This is a genomic window from Natrialba hulunbeirensis JCM 10989 (genome assembly GCF_000337575.1).
In the GTDB taxonomy this organism is placed as follows: domain Archaea; phylum Halobacteriota; class Halobacteria; order Halobacteriales; family Natrialbaceae; genus Natrialba; species Natrialba hulunbeirensis.
Genome location: NZ_AOIM01000035.1, coordinates 195269 through 215924, shown reverse-complemented (window position 1 = coordinate 215924; position 20656 = coordinate 195269). Strand labels below are relative to the sequence as shown.

The window sequence follows — 20656 nt, the reverse complement described above, 5'->3', positions numbered from 1 at the left end:
ACATGGACGCCGCGTTGATCGTACTCGACGGCTGGGGACTCGGCACCGACGACGGACGAGACGCCGTCGCCGCCGCCGAGACGCCGACTTTCGATCGGCTCGCAGCGGCTGGCGCGACCGGGGAACTCGAGGTCGCCGGCCGCCGCGTCGGCCTGCCGGACGGACAGATGGGAAACAGCGAAGTCGGCCACCTGAACATCGGGGCCGGTCGCGTCGTCTACCAGGAGTACACCCGAATCGCAGACTCCATCGCGGACGGCACCTTCCGGGAGAACGACGCGATCAACACCGCCTTCGAGAACGCACGCAAGAATGGTGGCCGCGTCCACTTTCTCGGCCTCGTCAGCGACGGCGGCGTCCACGCGGACCAGGAACATCTCCACGCCCTCATCGAACTCGCCGCGGACCGCGAGGTCGAGGCCATCACGCACGCGATTACGGACGGCCGAGACACCTCACCGACCGGTGGCCGCGAGTATCTGCAGGAACTCGAGTCCGTCGTCGCTGAACACGGCACGGGTCACGTCGCGACGGTCTCGGGACGGTACTACGCGATGGATCGCGACCAGAACTGGGAGCGAACGAAGCGGGCGTACGACGCAATCGTCGACCGGCGGGCAGAGTATGAAGCCGACTCCGCGGTGGCGGCAGTCGAGGAGTCCTACGACCGCGGTGAAACGGATGAGTTCGTCGAGCCGACCCTCGTTGCTGACCAGCCAGCACTGGCAGACGGTGATTCGGTTGTCTGGTTCAACTTCCGCTCGGACCGCGCGCGCCAGCTCACCCGCATGCTCGCAGATATCCGCCCCGAAGACTGGGCGGACGAACTCGAAACCAGCCCGCCGGACACCGAGGTCGTCATGCTGACCCAGTACGACAAGACGTTCGACCTCCCGATTGCCTACCCGCCGAACCAGCCCGAAAACGTGCTCGGCGAGGTGCTCGCAGACGCGGGCAAAACGCAGCTCCGAATCGCGGAATCCGAAAAGTACGCCCACGTCACCTACTTCCTGAACGGCGGCCGCGAGGTCGAGTTCGACGGCGAGATCCGCGAAATTGTCGAGAGCCCGGACGTGCCGACCTATGACTTACAGCCGGAGATGAGCGCGCCCGAGGTGACGGACACCGCAATCTCGATCGTGGAAAGTGACGATCCGGACGTACTCGTTCTCAACTACGCCAACCCCGACATGGTCGGCCACACCGGTGACTACGAGGCCGCCATCGAAGCCGTCGAAGCCGTCGACGAGCAACTGGGTCGGCTCACGGACGCACTCGAGTCCGCCGGTGCTGACGTACTCATCACGGCGGACCACGGTAACGCCGACGATATGGGGACCGAAGCCGAGCCACACACGGCCCACACGTACAACGAAGTGCCACTGGTCTACCTCGCGAGCGACGGGACGGACGGCGGTCGGACCGTCCGCGAGGGCGGTACCCTGGCCGATATTGCCCCGACGATGCTCGGGTTGATTGGGATCGACCAGCCGCCGGAGATGACCGGCGAGTCGCTACTCGAGTAGCTGCTGAGGTGAGTTTTTGCGGCCGGTTCGAGCGCATCAGGTATCGTTACCCGAGTCGGTAGTCGGGTCGGCAGTCGGATTACTGACTGAGTCGCTACTCGAGTCGGTAGTCGACGCCGCGGTCGAGTCACCGAGTGGGTCGTCGATCCAGTTGTAACATCGAAACGACGACGGCGCTGCATCGGACGTGAGCATCTCGAGCGGGATGAACCCCTCACCAGCGCGAGCGCCCGCGCGGCGTTCGTCGGGGTCGTCCGAGAACGTCATCAGTTTCGCGTTCAGCGAGAACGTTACCTCGAGCGTGCCCGTGTGGGCACCAGTGTCGGTGTCGTCGGGTTCGAACGAAATCGCAGCGTCGCCGCTTCCGACGCCGAAGATGGCGATTTCATCGGTCGTCGAGACCGCGACATCGTGGCTTTCGAGGCCGGCAGCGAGGTCCGCGAGCCAGTCCCCCAGTTCGTCGCGGTCGAGTGACTGCTCGAGATCGAAACTCCCGTCCGCAGCCATCTCGCCGTTGTCGAACGCGAACTCGGGATAGGCGAGTTTCTCGTCGGGAAGGACGTGAGCTGTCTCGTCGGGATTCGGCGGACAGTTGGGTACCTCGAGTTCGTCGCTGATAGTAGATCGCGGTGCCGACGAGTTGGTGGTACTCTCGTCGTCACGATCACGGCTACCGTCACCGCTATCGTCAGTGTCGCCGTCGGCTCGGCCGCCCCCGTCAGTCAGCCCATCGTCGGTCATCGGCCAGTTCATTCGCGACCGCGCACTTGAAACTGTGCGCCGCGCTGGTAGTCTCGACGGTGACGAAAGGGGACTCGAGTACTGCGTGTGGGTTTCCGATCAGGTGTCGACTGTCGAGTGTTGGGTGCCGACTGTCGAACGTCGAGTGTCATCCATGTCGACCGATATTGCAGCTACTCCCAGCTTTACGTCTGCTCGCTGTGAGGTGCTACTATGGGAGACGACACCAACGAGCGGCAGTTCGCGACGAGCAGTATCCACGCCGGCCAGGAGTCAGACCCGACGACAGGCGCGCGTGCGCCACCGCTGTATCAGACGACCTCCTACGAGTTCGAGGACACGGACCACGCCGCGGCGCTGTTCGGGCTGGAGGAGTTCGGCAACATCTACTCGCGGATCATGAACCCGACGAACGCGATGCTAGAGGAGCGCATCGCCGAACTCGAGGGCGGCGTCGGCGCGCTCGCCACCTCCTCTGGAATGGCTGCGTTCGACCTCGCGACGTTCATCCTCGCGGAGGTCGGCGACAACATCGTCTCCGCCTCGTCGCTGTACGGCGGCACGTACACCTACCTCACCCACACCGTCGCAAAGCGCGGTATCGAGACGAAGTTCGTCGACACGCTCGACTACGACGCCTACGCGGAAGCGATCGACGACGACACCGCGTTCGTCCACCTCGAAACGATCGGTAACCCCGCGCTCGTCACGCCGGACATCGAGCGGATTGCCGATATCGCGCACGAGCACAACGTCCCGCTGTTCGTCGACAACACCTTCGCGACGCCCTACCTGTGCCGGCCACTCGAGCACGGCGCAGACCTCGTCTGGAACTCGACGACGAAGTGGCTCCACGGCGCGGGCTCGACGGTCGGCGGCATCCTCGTCGACGGCGGCTCGTTCCCCTGGGAGGAAGGCGACTACCCCGAACTGGCCGAACCAAATCCGGCCTACCACGGCATCAACTTCGCCGAGACGTTCGGTGCGCAGGCCTTCGCGATCGCCGCTCGCACCCGCGGATTGCGCGACCTGGGTAACCAGCAGTCGCCGTTCGACGCCTGGGTCACGCTCCAGAAACTCGAGTCCCTTCCGCTGCGAATGGAGAAACACTCCGAGAACGCGATGGCTGTTGCGGAGTACCTCGAGGGCCACGCCGACGTCTCCTGGGTGAACTATCCCGGACTCGAGAGCCACGAAACTCACGAAGAGGCGAGCGAGTATCTCGAGGGTGGCTACGGCGGCATGATCACCTTCGGCCTCGAAGGGGGCTACGACGCCGCGGAGACGGTTTGCAACGAGGTCGAACTGTTCAGCCTGCTGGCGAACGTCGGCGACGCGAAGTCGCTGATCATCCATCCGGCGAGTACGACCCATCAGCAGTTGACCGAGGAGGAGAAACTGGCGAGCGGGACGACCGACGACCTCGTGCGTATTTCGGTCGGGATCGAGGACGTCGACGATATCATCGCGGATCTGGATCAAGCGATCGAGTCGGTCTAGCTACCGACTTGAAGGTCGTCAGAGGCGGACACTGTTATATTCGTTGAGAAATATGTACAATGAAGTGCGAAGAAAATGGGTTCGACAAACAGGATGGAGCGGTGGACGACGGTAACGGTCGAACTGCCGCGCGAAGACGGTACTGACTCGGTGCCTGCAGATGCCATATCGTACGGTCTGGCAGCTTCCAGCGGACCAGGTTCGAAGCCGGGTTGGCTCGGAGATCTGGCCACGGAGGATGGACAGCGGTCACCGGGTACTGTGAGTGGCAAGGACGCAAAATCAGACGAACCGGATAGTGAGAATGTGGATACGTTCACGCTCCGAAACGAACTCCGGACGCGTCTCGGACAGGTAATCATCTCGTCGGCGTGTGGAAACCTCGTCGTGAAAGTCGATCGGAAGGTGGCTTCCGAGCCCGATCAGATGGTGTTCGATCCCAGGCCGGTGCTCGATGTGCCTCCAGATGGTGTCGACCGACTGCTCGCTCTCGAGTTCGACCCCGAAGACGAGACAGTCGGACGGTTGTACGAACGGGACGGCTGGACGCTGTCGCTCCGTGAGGAGTACTACGGCTCACCGGAACACCACGCGACGGATGTCGTCGCCGACATCTACCGGGAACACGGGTTCAGGGGCGGGACTCGCTCCAATATCGATACAGTCATTCGCCGGCCGGATGTCGCTCTTCTCGTCCGCACAGGGGACAAAGGTGTGCGTCTGCGCGCGGCACAAGAGTGCTGGGAACGGCACACTTACAACGTCATCAAGAACCCCTCGACTGGGCTGGCCCGAAACGTCGTTCAAGAGCCGTTCGATCAGGCCGATCGGGCATTTCTCTTCGAGGCAATCGAAGACTCGACCGAACCGACTGTGTTGCGTGGGCACGCGCTCAAGGCGCTGGCCGGTCACGTCTTGAACCCGTATCTTACCGCTAACGGATCAGAGAGAACCGACGAGGCGGTCGAACGGGCTATTGCCACCCAGGAAGGGCCAATCACTGGATCGTTCGATCTCGGGATCGATCCTGACCAGGCTGCAACTGTCCTCGAGATCATCGCTACGTGGCTCGAAGCTGATACGCGAGATGACCGCGGCGACGATCGAACGAGAGACGCAACCGCGGCACTCTGGTTGTCGCCTCACTGGGACCTGTACGCCCCCACCGAGTTACAAAAGCGTATCTGGTCACACCTCGATCAATTGGGCGTTCGAAACCTCGTCACGAACAGCGCCTGGGACGGCACGCTGTTCTCCTGGCCCTACCGGTGACTCCGCTTTCACGTCTTCCGTGTCCACCGCTGTTAAGGTATCCGGGGTTGAGGTATCGGGTAGTATGACCACGGGGCTCCTCACGTCCGCGGCTGCAGAACGGATTATCACGACCTGTCGAACCGCGATCGGCGACAGCCTCCGATCGGTCACGTACTTCACCCGCGACGACTACGAACAGCTCTATCTCCGCGAGGATCTCGAGCGCGACGCCGACCTTTCGACGTTCATCGGCCACGAGTGGCGCGGCTTCAAAACCGTCCAGACCGCCTACGAGCGGTCCGAACTCGGCCAGTATAACTACACCATCCGCGTCTTCGACAACGGCTTTCTCCTCCGGGTTACCACCGAGAGCGAGGGCGTCATTATTACGACCGACGGCCTCACGCTGAAGGATTTCGAGGAGGTCGCGACGGCACTCGATACGGTTCTCAGCGACGTCGACGACTCGGTGTGACAGGCGCGAAAGAGCAGACGAGCGTCAGATCACAGGCGGCCGCAGACCGGACGAACACGATTCAGTCGCACAGCCACGCCTCACGAGTGTCCGATCTCGAGGGGAAAACGAACGCAAAAAGCGGCTGGTCGTCTTAGCTGGAATCCGAGTCGCTGGCAGCGTCATCTGGCGCGCGCGACCTGGATGACGCGTCGTCATCGCGGGCCGGTGACGGTTGCTGGTCCGAAACGGCACCGATCGGGAGGCCAGAGCCGAGATCGCCATCAGTTCCGAGGAGACGCGCAAAGCGACGACGTTCAGCAGCGTGTCTATCGAGATCCATGCCAACGAAACACGTCGGGATCGGTTGTAGTAATGCACGTCGTTTCCACGGGAAAGGGACGACTACGATCATGAAACGGTGCCACGCCTGCGTGCGGTTGTGGCCTGTAACAGTTCCCTACGGGCGACTCTCGGGGTGAGTAACCACTCCGTTCTCCAGACAGTCGGACTCGAGTACGACAGCCAGTGAACGAATCCGCTGCGATCAGACGGGGACACCAGCCCCGGCCGACAGCAGTCTGTTGTCCCACGAACGCAACACCCTTTTCGCCGACGACCCTTGCTTGCTGTACGAACATGACGTCCCTTCCTGACGCGATCGACCGCGAACTCGCGGCCCACGATGCGTTCGACCCAGCCGACTCGGCCACTGAGGCCAACGAGGACCCCGAACAGTACGAACTGACGACTACCGTGTTCGACGCGCGCGTAAGTGCAACCGACGCCCCTGAGCCACGTGATGGACAACTCTCCGTCGAGGTCACAGTCCCAACCCTCGACGCCGCCGTGGCAGACGAACCCGTCGCCCCCGTCGTCGAAGACGGCTGGTTCGAAACGCTCGAGCGGCGACTCGCGGACGCCTTCACCGTCGCACAGACGGATACCCACGAGGAGCCACAGGTTGAGCGCCACGACGAGACGGTGACGGTTGAACTCGAGTTCACCGCGTGGGATGCGGCCAACGGGGTCGCGGATGCGAAGGCGCTGATCGAGTACGTCGAAGGGACGTACGCCCAGGGGATTATTCCCGGCTACGAGTATGCGGGGCCGGCGGCGACGCTGCTAGAGAGTGCACAGAGTCGCGGCCAGCAGGCGGCCGATGGGACGTCCGGACCAGCGCAGGGACGAGACGACCACGGCCAGGGGAACGGCAACGCTCCGCTGTGAGCGGCGGAGGACTGACGGTGCAGCGAGAAGATGGCGAGCAGACACCGGTAGGCTGGTGCTTCCCGACTCCCGACGTATTCGAGTGTGTCGATTAGTCCATCGCGATATACGTCTGCGTATCCTCGACGCCCTCGATTCCCTGAATCTGTGTCGCTGCAATCTCCTTGACCGCAGCGGGCGTCTCGACGCTCGCCTTGGCGATGAGGTCGACGTCACCGGCGACGATATGTGCCGACTCGACGCCGTCGATTCCCGTAATATCAGTTCGCAGTCGATCCGCCTCGCCGGTGTTCGCTTTGATCATGACGAATGCTGTGACCATTAGTTGAGTCCTCCAGTCGTCGTATCCGCGTCGATTGCCGTCGCGGCCTCGCTCGAACTCTCACCGACCAGTAGTTGCCTGACCTCGCTCAACACGTCGAAGTCGGCGAGCACCACGAGTCGGTCGCCGACCGCGAGCGACTCGTCCTCGGAGGGGATCTCGAGTGGCTGTTCTTCCTTGCCGAACGCGAGGACGGTTGCGTCGCCGGGCAGTTGCAGTTCGCTGATGCTGTAGCCGTTGACGGGAGCCTCGTCAGTGATCGTCAGTTCGACGATCTGGAGATGTTGGGCGATGTCCGCGATTGCGCGGATTGTGCCACCCAGGAGGGCGTTCTTCGCGCCGATCGCGCCGAGTCGTTCGGGATAGATCACCTCGTCGACTTCTTCCGCGTACTTGCGGTAGATACCCTCGCGATAGGCTTCGTCGATCCGCATGACCGTCCGACAGCCGTGGTGTTTGGCGATCATGCAGGCGGTGAAGTTGACGTTCAGATCACCGGTCAGCGCACCGAGTGCGTCGGCGTCCGCGACGCCGGCTTCCTCGAGAACCGCTTCGCGGGAGCCGTCGCCGTCGATAACGGTGAACGACTGTGTGCGAGCGCGCCGGATCATCGCCTCGTCGCGCTCGATGATCGTCACGTCGTGGTCTTCCTCGCGCAGGACGCGCGCCGTCCGAAGGCCGACTCGGCCAGCGCCAATAATCACGAACCGCATGACAGTGGATACGGTCGCACCCGTCAATAAGGTTGCCCCACAGTATCACACCACACAGATCATCGAAACGATACCCATCATCTATCGTGAAGAACAAACAGCGAACACAAGACAGTTGGTTTAATGACCCCACACCCGGAACAGACAACTGTCCGGGTCGGCAACAATTTACCACCGCCACCACCTACCGGCCACCCGGACGTTATGCGGCTCCTGTCGCCGACTATCGGGTCGAGAGCCACCGGTTCGGGCAACTACCCTATTTTGTCCCTGCTACTCACAGACACTCCGACCGACCACGGTGGTTCCAGTATCGGCCGACTCCGTCACACCGCTAGCAACAACGGAAACGGGATATCCAGGGTTGCGAGCGCCTCAATGAGGCCCGTTCGACAGGGGGCAGCGGACTTCCTCCCGGACCACACCTGACCAAAGCGACTGCATTGATGAGTACGGAACGCCGGACAGGGCGCTATCGACCCAGCCGCACTGGCGTTGTACGACGGCAACATACTGCCACATTTTGGGCGCAAATCGCTCGTACCGGTGGAATTCACCAATCGCTACGGCCCATCGATAGCGGCGACGGGCTGTAGCGGAGAACGGAGTGATCTGAATGCACTCGGCGGTCAGGTATCGACGTACTGGCGTTCCCACTCCCGCCGATCATCGATTACCTGTCGACCCTCGTCGCTGATCGCGTAGTAGTTCGTTCGTCGGTCGAGCTCTCCCTTCTCGACGAGTTCCTTGTTCACGAGCGTGTCGAGGTTTGGATACAGCCGTCCGTGATTGATCTCGGCGCTGTAATAGGTCTCGATCTCATCCTTTACGTCCTGGCCGGACGGCTGGTCCGCTCCTGCAATGACATACAGGAGGTCCCGCTGGAACCCGGTCAGATCGTCCATGTTTCACCCATACGCTCACACCACGACAGCGGCTATTTGTTATCTACGGCGTATCAGGCAATAGATCGGAGTTTCAAGCAATCTAACGCGCGTTTTCGGCCACTACTCGAGTCGGAATACAGAATCGATCTGGGAAGCCAAGAGACCGATGATGTTCGGACAGTATGCTGAGATGGCGACAGACAGTCGGTCTCGACGGCAGTACCGAACGACTTCGATATCGAATGTCTTCATTAGCGGGTTCGTAGGTTCGCCCCAATTCGAGGATGGCGCGCTCACACCCGCCATTATCGCTGGAAGACTGTTCGCACGATGATCCGTCACGGATATCATCACTACCACTACCGCTACCACCACTACCGCTACCAACACTACTGCTACCACCACTACCACTGCCGCCAGCTGCGGGCCGTGAAATAGCATCGTTTAGGGGTACTCGCCAGAGAGCCCGCGGGTATGGAACACCAGCAGGGGAGTGACGAGACAACACCATCGACACACGACCATGGACCGAGATCACCATCACCATCACCATCAGCAGCATCGACACCGGCACCAACACCCACGATACCGCAGGTCTCGCTCATCGGCCTCTTCGTCGCCGCACTCGTCACCGCCCAGGTGACGGCCGCAAAGGTACTCGAGTTCTCCTTGCCGTTTGCACTCCCGGTGACGGGTGCGGAACTCGTGTTGCCGGGTGCAGCGCTCGCGTACGCGTTGACCTTCCTGGCGAGTGACTGCTACGCCGAACTATACGGACGGCGGGCGGCACAGGTCGTCGTCAACGTCGGCTTCGCGCTGAACTTCGTCGTGCTTGTACTCGTCTGGTCGACGATCGCCGCACCGGCACAGGACCCGGCAGTCGCGAGCGAGTTCGCAAACGTACTCGGTGCGTCGACGAACATCGTCATCGGGAGTCTGCTCGCGTACGTCGTCAGCCAGAACTGGGACGTACTCGTCTTTCACTGGATCAGAGACCGGACCGGCCGCGAGAAGCTCTGGCTGCGAAACATCGCCTCAACGGCGAGCAGTCAGGCGATCGATACGGTGATCTTCGTCTCGATCGCGTTCGCCATTGCGCCGCTGACCCTCGGTGTTGGCTTCTACCCCGGCTTCGAGGGCGTCGTCGGCCTGATTATTGGCCAGTACCTGTTGAAGCTCGCGATCGCGGTTCTCGACACACCTGTGGTCTACGCGATTGTCTCGTTCGTCCGCTCGCGGAACGGCTCTGGAGCGGTCGAAGCGTCGACCTGACTGTAACCAGTACTCTCGACTCGCCGGTACTGTGTAGAGCCAAACGATGACGATTTTAAAGGGGCACTCACACGTGCCGGTATGGACGAACGCATCCGCAAGCACGCGGACGTACTGGTGGACTGGAGCGCGCGCGTCGAGGCCGGCGATAACGTCGTTCTCTCCGTCGGTCCTGATGCCCACGAACTTGCCGTCGCCGTCGCCGAGAAACTCGGCGAGCGCGGCGCGAACCTCCTCGCGACCTACAGCTCCGGCGAGGTGACACGAGCGTACCTCCAGGCACACGATGACGAGTTCGACGAGAATCCAAGCCACGAGCGCGCACTCATGGAGGAAACGGACGTCTACCTCTCGATTCGCGGCGGACGGAACACGAGCGCGACGGCCGACGTGCCCGGCAAGACTCGTACCGCACACCGCCAGGCTCGCGACGAGATCCGCGAGGCGCGCTACGACACGCGCTGGGTGTCAACCGTCCACCCGAACCGTTCGCTCGCCCAGCAGGCCAACATGGCCTACGAGGAGTACCAGGAGTTCGCCTACGACGCCATCCTGCGCGACTGGGAGTCACTGGCCGACGAGATGGCGAACATGAAAGAACTCCTTGACGAGGGCTCCGAGGTCCGACTCGTCTCCGAGGGAACCGACCTCACGATGAGTATCGAGGGCCGAACGGCAGTCAACAGCGCCGCCTCGGTCGCCTACGACTCGCACAACCTCCCGAGCGGCGAGGTCTTCACCGCGCCCGCCGCCACCGAAGGCGAGGTCACCTTCGACGTGCCGATGACGCTCCGCGGGGACGCCGTCCGGAACGTCCAACTCGAGTTCGAAGACGGAGAGGTCGTCGACTACGACGCGGATCAGGGCGCGGACGTGATCGGCGACATCCTCGATGCAGACGAGGGCGCACGCCGCCTGGGCGAACTCGGAATCGGGATGAACCGCGGTATCGACCGCTATACGGACAACATTCTCTTCGACGAGAAGATGGGAGATACGGTCCACCTGGCGCTCGGCCGGGCCTACGACGCCTGCCTGCCGGAGGGAGAGACGGGCAACGACTCAGCGGTCCACGTCGACATGATTACCGACGTGAGCGAGGAGTCGCGGCTCGAAATCGACGGCGAGGTCGTCCAGCGCGACGGCCGATTCCGCTGGAACTGGGACGACGAGTAGGGCGAGTGGGGAGGGACACGGTCGAACAGGATTGTCGAGCAAATCTGTCGAGACGACTCTTAGGGCAGCCATAGAACGATTTCGCCCGACACAACGGGTGCCTAAACAGTCGGAACCCCGCTCATAATAATATGCGATTCCGTGCTCGGATCGAGTACCGCCTCACCGGTGGCGGCGAGTAACCGGTCAGAGAGTGCATCCCGGCGTCCAGTTTCCGTCATGGTTTGGCCGCACTCTCCGTTTCGACAGTTGTCTGCCCGCCCCGCCGGAGGCGGTAGATATCCGGCACTTTCAGTTCCTGACGCTACCACGATACCAGCACCGGCCCAGTACCGGTCCAGTACCATCCCGGCTCAGTACCAGCCCGGTCCAGTACCATCCCGGCTCAGTACCAGCCCGGCCAAATACCAGCAACAGCATCAGCAATGCTCGATCCGAGAGGGTCGTGCCACCGTCGTGAGAAGCAGCCACCGACACCCTCTCCACTATCCCCCGAATACTGACCGACAGACACCCACCTATGCGCGACCACCTCCGGGCCGGCATCGCCATCTACAACGACGGCTTCTACCACGCCGCCCACGACGCCTGGGAGAACCACTGGCTCGACCTCGAAACCGGTACCGACGACGAACAACTACTTCACGGCCTCATCCAGGCCACCGCCGCCGTCCACCACGCTCACACCCAAAACTGGGAGGGCACGGTTGGGCTGGCCGACAGTGCACTCGAGTACCTCGCCGGGCTCCCGTCCACCTATCGCAACGTTCAGCTCTCACCCCTGCGCTCGTTCCTCGCCGCGCTCGCCGCCGATCCCGAACTCGTCGAACGGCGTCCACCTGTCCGCATCGAACACGAGGGCGAAGTGCCAACACGCGAGGACCTCGGCTTCGACGCGACGACGATCGCCGCGCTCGTCCTCGCCGACGAACTCGACTACGAGGTGGGTGTGATCGAGCAGGGACTCGAGTACGCCGAGCGAGATCTGGCAGCGGGCGAGGATGACAGCGCGTTCATCTCGTTGCTGTTCGATTTCGTCCGCGAAGATTCCCATCGCGGGATCGTCGCCCAGCGGCTGGCGGGACACGTCGAGCGTCGGCAGGCGAAGGAGTCGGATGTGGAAGGACTGTTCTGAGGGTGCGCGAAGGTCGGAGAAGAGTGGAGAGAAGAGCGGAGCAAATGGAGAACTCCGGAGACACAACGAACGCGACTCTGATCAGTCGTGCTGTGCGGAGTTGTCCTGCGGTTCGTACCCGAGCGACGCTTTCGCGCGGTCGATCGAGTAGTACTTGCGGTCGTTGTCGGAGATGCCGTAGACGATTTCGAACTCGTACTCCGCGCGGATGCAGCGGTCGAACAGGTGTGCACAGTCGCGGTAGGAGAGCCACATCGCCTGCCCGCGCTCGTAGTCGATCGGCGGATGGCCCTTCGTGAGGTTCCCGATCCGAACGCAGGCGACGGAGAGGCCGTGTTCGTCGTGGTAGTACCGCCCGAGCGACTCGCCGGCTGCCTTGGAGACGCCGTAGAGGTTCCCCGGTCGCGGGAGTTCCGTCCCGTCGAGCAGGTAGTCGTCGTGCGCGCGGTACATCTCGGGGGTGCGTTCATCGGTTTCGTACGCGCCGACGGCGTGATTCGAGGAGGCGAAGACGACCTTCTCCACGTCGGCGTCGACTGCGGCCTCGAAAATCGTCTGCGTGCCGTCGATGTTGTTCGTCAGGACGCTATCCCAGGGCGCTTCCGGACGCGGATCGCCCGCGAGGTGGATCACCACGTCGATGCCCTCCATCGCGTCACGGACGGCTTCCTCGTCGGTGATATCCGCGACGACGAATTCGCCCGGATGGTCCTCCGTCATCGGGTCGCGATCCATCAGCCGCCACTCGTGTTCGTCCGCGAGGTCGGCGAGGATCGCCGTTCCGACGCGCCCCGCAGCCCCGGTAAGCAGGACCGACTGTGCCATTCGTTCGGTGTGAGGGAAAGCGTCGATAAGAACCATGCGGTTCTGGACCGGGGCGCACGTCAGTGTCACACCACGGCCCGATAAGGTAAAATGCCGGAGCGGAACGACCTTCCATCGCGCCCGCGAACCGCGACTATGAACGAAAGCGACGACGAGTCCGAACCAGCCGACTCGACGACGGCGACAGCCCCGACAACCGCCGAAACCGCCTGCTTCGAAGCCGGCATCAAGTTCGGCACGCTCTACCACCAGTTCGCCGGCACGCCCGTCGCACCTGAGAGCGCGCCGAGTCTCGCCCGCGCGATGGAAGCATCCATCGAGAACCAGCCCCACTGCGTCGACGTGACTGTCGACGTTCGCACCGACGTACTCGAGTCCGAACTCGCTGGGTCGGCAGCCGACTACACCGAACTGACGGGACGGTTTCTCGAGGTCGAAATCGTCGTGAACTACGAAGGCCGCGAGGTCGTTACGCAGATGGCGATGGAAGATGGCTACCCGCTGATGAAGGTGGTTTCCGTGAGCGGTCGCGACGCGGACGACTGAGGAGGCAACGATACGGGCGATCCGAACGGATTGATCAGACGATAACCACCACAACACACGACCTTCCTTTCGAAACCCGCGCGCCGTTCGGACGGTACCGATTCGCTCCTGGCTATTTTCACTTTCACTTTCGGGCGACCTTTTAACCTCGGTGACCGTGAACGTGGTGACATGAGCCAAGCGACACTCGGCGACGACGAGGAACTCTTCGGCGAAGCGGCCAACGAAATGCGCGAGGACGTCGAATCCTCGCTCGCGGACGCCTGGGGCGCCCTCCCCGACTCGGACGACGTCTGGGAGGCCGATGCAGATAACGTCCTCGGCGTGCTCAACGCACTCAACTCCGCGCTCGACGCCGGCGACGCCGAAGAGCACCTCCGCGACGCGAAGAAGTGGTTCACCATGGGCCAGCGCGCCGACGCCTTCGACGACGCCGAGGACCTCGAAGAAGAAATTGCCAACCTCGAGGAGACCATCACCGATATCAGCGAGGCCGGCGACCAGGTCGGTGACCTCACCGCGACGATTCCGGCGCTGCGCGGGGCACTCGAGGACGCCGGTCCAGAGACAGACGCCGAAGAAGAGGAGGCGGCGGCTGACGACGGCGACGAAGACGAGGGCGAGGGCGAGGGCGAGGGCGAGGACGAAGACGACGAGTAATATCGCCGCACGCCACCCCAACCGTCCACCGTCCACCGTCGTTTCATATCCGCAGTCCGCCTGCGAACTGGCAGGTATCGGCTACGGACGACCGGCTACCGACTACCGAGTATCGGCTATCGACTATCAACTCTCGGGTCGCGACACATCCCGCTCCGCAACCGCATCCAGCAACCGCGCCAGCGACTCGGCCGCCAACTCGAGTAGCGCCTCGCCTCGCGCCTCGTCGCCCTCGGCTGGATCCCCGACGACACCGTTCTCACTGAACTGCGCGGAATCGTAGGCCAAGTTCACGTAACTCGTCCACTCCCCCCAGCCATCGGCAGCGCCGTCGCGCGCTTCTTCGAGGCGGTCGTCGCGGACCAGGTCGGGTTCGATGTGTCGGAGGAGGGCCGTCTCGAGTGGCCCGCCGTGGCCCATATCGGCGGAGTGGTCGCCAACCGCGTTGAACCAGGTGAACGGGACGGTGTAGGCGTCGCCGTCGCGCGTGAGCCGCCCACCGACCTCCCGGAGCGCGTCGACGTTGCCGCCGTGGCCGTTGACGAGGACGACGCGTTCGACGCCGTGGTGGGACAGACTCTGGACGGCTTCGCGGACGTAGCTGCGGAAGGTGTCCGGCGAGACCCACATCGTGCCGGGGAACTGGCGGTGTTCCTCGGCGACGCCGATCGGGATCGCTGGCGTTCGGAGCACGTCGCGGTCCGTGCGCTCGAGGCCGGCGTCGGCGACCGCCTCGGCAGTGAGCACGTCGGTTCCGAGCGGTGCGTGTGGGCCGTGTTGTTCCGTGCTGCCAACGGGGACGACAGCGAGGTCGGCCTCGAGTTCTCCCACATCGGTCCAGGTAGCGCTGGCGAGGTTCATAGCAGCATAGGCTCGGCGTTCGGACATGAAACCGTCGGTGACTCGTGACTCGTGGCGAGCGAGTGTGACGTACGACGCGTGGCGCGTGACGCGTGACGCGCCGCTCGTCGACCGGAAAGATCACGTATACACCACCGTGGCGAACGCAAGGTCAACCGGTTTCCGACCCATCGGCGAAAGACCACTATGACCGACGATAGCCGCGAACTCGGCGTCGAACTGGGCGACCTCGGCGACGAACTCGAGTCGGTGTCGTACCCGATCAGCCAGGACGAACTACTCGAGGAGCACGGCGACACGGAACTCGAGATGGGTGAGAAAACGGCGACACTCGAGGAGATCATCGGGCCGCTGAACGAGGATGAGTACCGGGACTACGGAGAAGTCGAACAGGCGATTATGAACATGGTTGGTGACGAGGCAATTGGGCGGAAGAACTACAGCGATCGAACGCCGCCTGCGGCGGGGGAGGACCGGCAGGATGAGGGTGCGCCGGACCAGGAAGGCCAGCGCGAGCAGGAGTCGTTCTGAGGCGAAATGAGGCGTCGCAGAGGTAGTTGTCGCGGAGTTAGTCGTCGCTGATTTCTGTGCGCGCGTGGCGGCGCTGGGCGCGCTCGATGAACTCCTGTGGAAGTTCGTCGATTTCGCCGGCCTGAACGCCCCAGAGGTGCGAGTAGAGACCTTCGTTCTGCAGGAGTTCGGCGTGTGTGCCGCGTTCGACGATTCGGCCGTCCTCGAGGACGAGGATCTGATCGGCGTCCTTGATCGTCGAGAGGCGGTGCGCGATGGCGAACGTGGTTCGGTTCTCGGTCAGGTCGTCGATCGAGCGCTGGATGAGCATCTCGGTCTCCGTGTCGACGTCGCTGGTCGCCTCGTCCAGGATGAGGATGTCCGGATCTTTGAGGACGGCGCGGGCGATGGCGACGCGCTGGCGCTGACCACCCGAGAGTTTGACGCCGCGCTCGCCGACCATGGTGTCGTACCCCTCTGGCAAGTTCTGGATGAACTCGTGGGCCTCGGCGGCCTTGGCTGCCTCGACAATCTCCTCGCGGTCCGCGCCGAAGGTGCCGTAGGTGATGTTTTCCTCGACGGTGCCGTAGAAGAGGAACGAGTCCTGGCCGACGTATCCCATCGACTGGCGAAGACTGGCCAGGGAGACGTCGCGGACGTCCTGTCCGTCGATGCGGATCGCTCCCTCGTTGACGTCGTAGAGTCGGAGGAGGAGCTTGAGGACAGTCGACTTGCCGGCTCCCGTTGGGCCGACGAGTGCGACCGTCTCGCCGCCGTCGACGTCGAAACTGATGTCGTCGATGATCAGGTTCTCGTCCGGGATTTGGTCGTCATTGTCATCGTCACCGTCACCGTCACCGTGACCGTGACCGTGACCGTCATCGTCACCAGAGTCGTGCAGTTCGTCCTCGTAACTGAAGCTGACGTGGTCGTACTCGACCCGGCCGTCTCGGACCTCAATCTCGTTGGCATCCTCGTCGCGCTCGATGCGGCCCTGTTCGTCCATCAGACCGAAGATACGCTCGCTCGAAGCCTCCGCGCGCTGGTACATGTTGATGACCTGTCCAAACTGGGCCATCGGCCAGACGAGTTGCTGGGTGTACATGATGAACGCGACGAAGACACCGGTCTCGAGGGTTCCCGTGAACGGCCCCGGTGCGGTGCCCATGAGCACCCAGTAGCCACCGACCAGGAACGTCAGGACGAAGCCGATGCCGGAGATGACCTGTAGCCCGGGGAAGAACTTGATTCGCAGCCAAATGGCGTCCCAGTTGGTGTTGTAGTACTTGCGCGACACGTCGTTGACGCGGTCGGACTCGTACTCCTCGGTGTTCGAGGACTTGATCACGTTAATCCCACCGAGGTTGTTCTCGAGTCGGGAGTTGACCTTCCCGACCGAGGAGCGGACGGCGGCGTACTTCGGCTGGATCTTCTGGACGAAGATGTAGGTGAAGATAGCGATCAACGGAACGGGCGCGAGCGAGACCAGCGCCAGCTGTGGGTTGAGCCAGAACAGCAGGAACGTGATCCCGAACACCATCACGATCAGCCGGGTCGCCGAGTTCATCCCCTCGTTGAGGAAGCGCTCGAGCTGGTTGACGTCGTTCGAGAGCACCGACATCATCTCACCGGTCTGCTTGTTCGAGAAGAACTCCATGTCGAGGCGCTGCATCTTGTCGTACGTCGCCGTTCGCACGTCGTGTTGGACATCCTGTGAGAAGGAGTTGAATCCCCAGTTGCGCAGCCAGTGAAACACCGCTCCGAGGACGAACGACCCCGCGACCACGACGACGACGAACACGAACTGTTCCGTCTCGCTCGCCGGAAGCCACGCCTCCGGCAGGACGGATAACGGGACCTGCTCGTGAAACGCCTGTTCGCCAAAGATCGAGTCGATCGCAACCGCGAGCAACAGCGCTGGTAACAGATCCAGCGCACGCGCGAACACGCTCGAAATGAGTCCAACGGTCATCGAAAACCAGTACGGACGGCCGAAATCGAATATGAGCCGCCGCATCGGACTCTCTGCCTGCTCGCGTTGCTCCTCGAACGGATCGTCTTCATCCCAGTCGACGCCGGCCATTATACCCACCTGTGAGCCGACTGGCAATAAGGGTTTGCTACGAATCGAAACACATCAGATCACATCGGTTCGGGGATCACTCCTCACCGAGTGCAACCTCATCCCCCGGTTCCATCCCAGTCTGGTTCGCATAGCCCCGTGGCACTTCGAGCACCCACTCACCCTGGCCGGTGTACTCGAGTGCCTCGCCATCTTCGCCGGGTTCGGGTGCGCGGGCGTGTTCGATCGACGTGATTTCGCGGTCAGCATCGATGAAGATGATGTCGATGTCGAAGTCCATGTCTCGCATGACGTAGGTTCGTTCGCCTTCGCTTGCATGGATGAACAGCATTCCCTCACCGTCCGCCAGCGAGTCGTGGTCGCTCAGGCCGGTGTAGCGCTCCATTGCCGTATCCGCGAGTTCGACCTCGATGGTCGCTTTGGGGTCGCCGTCCTCGTCGAGCACGTGGAGGGTTCGGGTGTCGTCCGCCCACGGTGCAGCGATGAGCCCGATCTGGAGGGTCAGCGCGCCGATGAGCAAGAGTGCGGCGACGGCAAGCAGGCTTTTCCAGACCCGCTCGAGAACCATACCGGCGATGCGACGCGAGAAAGTAAAGGTTATTCGGACGGGGTGTCTTGTTCCGGATGCGGGCTCGTGGTCTAGCTGGTTATGACGCGGCCTTTACAAGGCCGAGGTCGGTGGTTCGAACCCGCCCGAGCCCACTACGTTTCTGCGACGAACGAACGTGAGGAGTGAATCGTAGCGCGAGGCGGGTTCTAATCAGGGAGCAGCTTTGCTGCGACCGTGGTTCGAACCCGCCCGAGCCCATTTCTCTGGCGAACAACGGTGAGCCAGAGAAATGTATGCGAGTGGCGGTTCGAACGAGGGAAGACAGAGCGAACGCAGTGATCGACCGTCTTCACGTTGTTCGAACCCGCCCGAGCCCACTATTGCTGTCGCGAACAATTCGTGAGCGACGGCACTGTGATGCGAGTGGCGGATTCGAGCCAGACCAGTCGCAGCGGCCGAACGAAGTGAGGCCGACCGTCTGGGCGAGGTTCGAACCCGCCCGAACTCTACTCCATTGAGACTCACCCAGCAATAGCTCACAGCACGCTGGGTAACAGAAAGAAACGAAATTGCAGCCAGTAGTTACTCGAGTACACACGCCACGAACGACGAGAAAACGGTACGTCACGGGAGGTCAACGGGGGCTGGTAGGGTCCAGGACGCTGCTCAATCGGCAGTAGTCACTGCTTGAGTCGCGCGACGTTCTCCCTGATCTGGCTGAAGAAGCCCTCGCCAGCTTCCCGTTCGAGCGCCGTGTGGAGCGTTGAGTTCTCCGGTTCGTCCTTGACGACAATACGAAGGTACGGCTCGAGTTGCTCGAAGTTGTCTGCGAGGACGACGGTGTGGTTGTCCTCGTCGTGGTCGACGACGCCAGCGTCCGCCAGTTTCGGGACGTGACACTGGACGGACGAGACGTAGACGCTCTTGTATTCGTTCTTTGCGACCTCCTCAGGCGGGACGTCGTGTTCCCAGCCGGCGACTTGCTCTGCGAGTGTCGAGAGTTCTATCGGGCCGTCCTGTCCCCGAAGGGCGTACAGGAGGTACCGACGCCGACGGTTGGCCAGTAACTCGAGGATAGTATCCGCCGAGAGTTCGTAGTCTGATTGGCTCGAGGTAAGTGCCCCCATAACACGATATTACCGTCGAGTGCGGAAAAACGTGTCTTGAATATCTGTATATCCAACAGACGGCCGTTACACCGAGATTTCTCGGGGCGTAGTCCCGCCATTACAGTTGGTGAGAGTGCCTACCAGTGAGGTCTGCAAGCCGGTGATGGGTGTCAGGAAAGTCACGTAACGGCCGGATGCAATTCGAAATCCTTTTTTATACCATGGCCTGAACTACGAGTGCGAGCCGCCTTAGCTCAGACTGGGAGAGCACTCGACTGAAGATCGAGCTGTCCCCGGTTCAAATCCGGGAGGCGGCACTTTTGGCGTGAACAAGACGACGAGCGTAGCGAGTCGTTCGTGAACGCCAAAAATGATATCCGATCGGATTTAAACGAGACCAGAAAGGCGCAGCAAAGCGAGCATTTCTGGACGTTGTTCATAATTCGGGAGGCGGCATATTTCAAACCGTGAGCGGAGCGAACGGGTGTAGAAACTGACGGCGACGGATTCTAAACTGTGAAAACCGCAGTACTCGAGTAGAACGAGAGCGACCGTATCTGTTCGAACGGATCTGGGAGGTGAAACCGATGTCGACGCAATTCCTACTCGAGCACCCACCACCACCAACCCAACTATCCCGGTTGGGAGCGACGCGATCTTACCGGCCGTCCACAATCGAACGGGTTGTCCAGTGTAAGGCCCGCGAAGTGTCGTACTGGCGGTGGCTCTCCCTCTCGCCGCGTGGCGGCGTTCGGAACGGATGGCCACATGGAAGGATGGCAACTATTTTCACAAGCATCGGTAACAGTGATCTAATGAATCGGCGACAGTTCCTGCAGGCGACTGCCAGCACGGCGGTGCTCCTCACTGGCTGTCTCTCACTACCCGCCGCAGACGACGAAGACCCAGCCGTCGTCGTCGAAGAGGTTCTGATAGACAATACGATCGAAGAGGCACAGACACTCGAGTTGGAACTCGAGTACGACGGCGAGATTCTCCATGCAGCGACACACGAAATCGATGCGGCGGAGGGGAGTCTGACGGGTGGCATGGAAGTAGACGTGGACCTACCGACGGAGCCTGGCGAGTTCGTCGTCCGAACTGCGATCGGCGAGACGACCCGCGAGAGCAATATTGCAGATAAACACGGTAACGGATGTATCACCGTGCAGGTGTGGGTCGAACCTGACGAGGTGCCATCCATTTTGACGCGGCATGACGGAACGGAGTGTCTCGAGTAGCGAGTGGATTGATTTGACCGGTGATTGGTCTCTGGAGCGGGACGGGGACCCGCCGCAATCG

22 protein-coding genes and 2 tRNA genes are annotated in these 20656 nt (G+C 62.1%); 14 read left to right on the top strand and 10 right to left on the bottom strand.

Annotated features, from left to right (window positions below):
• Positions 1 to 2: 2 nt before the first annotated feature.
• Entirely contained in the window at positions 3 to 1526 is a 1524-nt protein-coding gene (gpmI, locus tag C483_RS12310) for a 2,3-bisphosphoglycerate-independent phosphoglycerate mutase (protein ID WP_006653682.1), read from the top strand.
• Positions 1527 to 1562: 36 nt separating this feature from the next.
• On the opposite strand, the gene C483_RS12305 is transcribed toward gpmI, so the two are convergent.
• A complete protein-coding gene (locus C483_RS12305; protein WP_049912675.1) occupies positions 1563 to 2267 on the bottom strand; it encodes an amphi-Trp domain-containing protein in 705 nt (234 codons plus the stop codon).
• A 213-nt stretch (positions 2268 to 2480) separates the two neighbouring features.
• Between C483_RS12305 and C483_RS12300 the strand changes: the two genes are divergently transcribed.
• From C483_RS12300 to C483_RS12290, 3 genes are all read left to right on the top strand, one after another.
• Positions 2481 to 3767, top strand: a complete 1287-nt coding sequence (locus C483_RS12300) for an O-acetylhomoserine aminocarboxypropyltransferase/cysteine synthase family protein (protein ID WP_006653680.1) — start codon at positions 2481 to 2483, stop codon at positions 3765 to 3767.
• Between the two features lie 93 nt (positions 3768 to 3860).
• Complete coding sequence (locus C483_RS12295; RefSeq protein WP_006653679.1) at positions 3861 to 5039, top strand: hypothetical protein; 1179 nt, start codon at positions 3861 to 3863, stop codon at positions 5037 to 5039.
• 64 nt (positions 5040 to 5103) lie between these two features.
• Positions 5104 to 5496, top strand: a complete 393-nt coding sequence (locus tag C483_RS12290) for a DUF7522 family protein (RefSeq protein ID WP_006653678.1) — start codon at positions 5104 to 5106, stop codon at positions 5494 to 5496.
• A gap of 133 nt (positions 5497 to 5629) precedes the next feature.
• Here the strand turns inward: C483_RS12290 and C483_RS12285 are convergent, their stop codons facing one another.
• A complete protein-coding gene (locus C483_RS12285; protein WP_006653677.1) occupies positions 5630 to 5818 on the bottom strand; it encodes a hypothetical protein in 189 nt (62 codons plus the stop codon).
• A gap of 296 nt (positions 5819 to 6114) precedes the next feature.
• Here C483_RS12285 and C483_RS12280 point away from each other — a divergent pair, with 296 nt between their 5' ends.
• The gene (locus C483_RS12280) at positions 6115 to 6705 is read left to right on the top strand and encodes a DUF5813 family protein (RefSeq protein ID WP_006653676.1); all 591 of its coding nucleotides are present in this window, start codon (positions 6115 to 6117) and stop codon (positions 6703 to 6705) included.
• Between the two features lie 91 nt (positions 6706 to 6796).
• On the opposite strand, the gene C483_RS12275 is transcribed toward C483_RS12280, so the two are convergent.
• The 3 genes from C483_RS12275 to C483_RS12265 form a co-directional block, all read right to left on the bottom strand.
• Entirely contained in the window at positions 6797 to 7027 is a 231-nt protein-coding gene (locus C483_RS12275) for an Lrp/AsnC family transcriptional regulator (protein ID WP_006653675.1), read from the bottom strand.
• Positions 7027 to 7740, bottom strand: a complete 714-nt coding sequence (locus C483_RS12270) for a potassium channel family protein (RefSeq protein WP_006653674.1) — start codon at positions 7738 to 7740, stop codon at positions 7027 to 7029. Before C483_RS12270 ends, C483_RS12275 begins: the two co-directional genes overlap by 1 nt.
• Before the next feature lie 629 nt (positions 7741 to 8369).
• On the bottom strand, positions 8370 to 8645 hold the full coding sequence (locus C483_RS12265) for a PadR family transcriptional regulator (RefSeq protein WP_006653673.1): 276 nt from the start codon (positions 8643 to 8645) through the stop codon (positions 8370 to 8372).
• A 456-nt stretch (positions 8646 to 9101) separates the two neighbouring features.
• On the opposite strand from C483_RS12265, the gene C483_RS12260 reads away from it, so the two are divergent.
• The 3 genes from C483_RS12260 to C483_RS12250 all read left to right on the top strand — a co-directional run bounded on the left by C483_RS12260 (position 9102) and on the right by C483_RS12250 (position 12210).
• Positions 9102 to 9899, top strand: coding sequence for a queuosine precursor transporter (locus C483_RS12260; protein ID WP_006653672.1), 798 nt, complete (start codon positions 9102 to 9104; stop codon positions 9897 to 9899).
• 81 nt (positions 9900 to 9980) lie between these two features.
• Positions 9981 to 11075 (top strand): aminopeptidase, encoded by a 1095-nt coding sequence (locus C483_RS12255; RefSeq protein ID WP_006653671.1) that lies wholly within the window; start codon positions 9981 to 9983, stop codon positions 11073 to 11075.
• A gap of 520 nt (positions 11076 to 11595) precedes the next feature.
• Positions 11596 to 12210 (top strand): DUF309 domain-containing protein, encoded by a 615-nt coding sequence (locus C483_RS12250; RefSeq protein WP_006653669.1) that lies wholly within the window; start codon positions 11596 to 11598, stop codon positions 12208 to 12210.
• An 81-nt stretch (positions 12211 to 12291) separates the two neighbouring features.
• On the opposite strand, the gene azf is transcribed toward C483_RS12250, so the two are convergent.
• Complete coding sequence (gene azf / locus C483_RS12245) at positions 12292 to 13035, bottom strand: NAD-dependent glucose-6-phosphate dehydrogenase Azf (protein ID WP_006653668.1); 744 nt, start codon at positions 13033 to 13035, stop codon at positions 12292 to 12294.
• 135 nt (positions 13036 to 13170) lie between these two features.
• Here azf and C483_RS12240 point away from each other — a divergent pair, with 135 nt between their 5' ends.
• Both C483_RS12240 and C483_RS12235 read left to right on the top strand, forming a co-directional pair.
• On the top strand, positions 13171 to 13581 hold the full coding sequence (locus tag C483_RS12240) for a dihydroneopterin aldolase family protein (RefSeq protein WP_049912674.1): 411 nt from the start codon (positions 13171 to 13173) through the stop codon (positions 13579 to 13581).
• Between the two features lie 171 nt (positions 13582 to 13752).
• Positions 13753 to 14241 carry a DUF5790 family protein gene (locus C483_RS12235; RefSeq protein WP_006653666.1) on the top strand — a complete coding sequence of 163 codons (489 nt, stop codon included), beginning with the start codon at positions 13753 to 13755 and terminating at the stop codon, positions 14239 to 14241.
• Positions 14242 to 14367: 126 nt separating this feature from the next.
• On the opposite strand, the gene C483_RS12230 is transcribed toward C483_RS12235, so the two are convergent.
• Positions 14368 to 15102, bottom strand: a complete 735-nt coding sequence (locus tag C483_RS12230) for a creatininase family protein (RefSeq protein ID WP_006653665.1) — start codon at positions 15100 to 15102, stop codon at positions 14368 to 14370.
• Between the two features lie 186 nt (positions 15103 to 15288).
• Between C483_RS12230 and C483_RS12225 the strand changes: the two genes are divergently transcribed.
• Positions 15289 to 15633 carry a DUF5789 family protein gene (locus tag C483_RS12225; RefSeq protein ID WP_006653664.1) on the top strand — a complete coding sequence of 115 codons (345 nt, stop codon included), beginning with the start codon at positions 15289 to 15291 and terminating at the stop codon, positions 15631 to 15633.
• A gap of 37 nt (positions 15634 to 15670) precedes the next feature.
• Here the strand turns inward: C483_RS12225 and C483_RS12220 are convergent, their stop codons facing one another.
• Both C483_RS12220 and C483_RS12215 read right to left on the bottom strand, forming a co-directional pair.
• The gene (locus C483_RS12220; protein ID WP_006653663.1) at positions 15671 to 17695 is read right to left on the bottom strand and encodes an ABC transporter ATP-binding protein; all 2025 of its coding nucleotides are present in this window, start codon (positions 17693 to 17695) and stop codon (positions 15671 to 15673) included.
• A 76-nt stretch (positions 17696 to 17771) separates the two neighbouring features.
• Positions 17772 to 18263 (bottom strand): DUF192 domain-containing protein, encoded by a 492-nt coding sequence (locus C483_RS12215; protein ID WP_006653662.1) that lies wholly within the window; start codon positions 18261 to 18263, stop codon positions 17772 to 17774.
• Between the two features lie 60 nt (positions 18264 to 18323).
• Here C483_RS12215 and C483_RS12210 point away from each other — a divergent pair.
• Positions 18324 to 18397, top strand: a tRNA-Val gene (locus C483_RS12210).
• Positions 18398 to 18925: 528 nt separating this feature from the next.
• On the opposite strand, the gene C483_RS12205 is transcribed toward C483_RS12210, so the two are convergent.
• Positions 18926 to 19372 carry a DUF7344 domain-containing protein gene (locus C483_RS12205; protein ID WP_004267228.1) on the bottom strand — a complete coding sequence of 149 codons (447 nt, stop codon included), beginning with the start codon at positions 19370 to 19372 and terminating at the stop codon, positions 18926 to 18928.
• A gap of 225 nt (positions 19373 to 19597) precedes the next feature.
• Here C483_RS12205 and C483_RS12200 point away from each other — a divergent pair.
• Together C483_RS12200 and C483_RS12195 are read left to right on the top strand one after the other, a co-directional pair.
• Positions 19598 to 19671 (top strand) — tRNA-Phe (locus C483_RS12200).
• A 498-nt stretch (positions 19672 to 20169) separates the two neighbouring features.
• Positions 20170 to 20595: a twin-arginine translocation signal domain-containing protein gene (locus tag C483_RS12195; RefSeq protein ID WP_006653661.1), complete on the top strand. Its 426-nt coding sequence runs from the start codon at positions 20170 to 20172 to the stop codon at positions 20593 to 20595.
• Positions 20596 to 20656 lie beyond the last annotated feature (61 nt).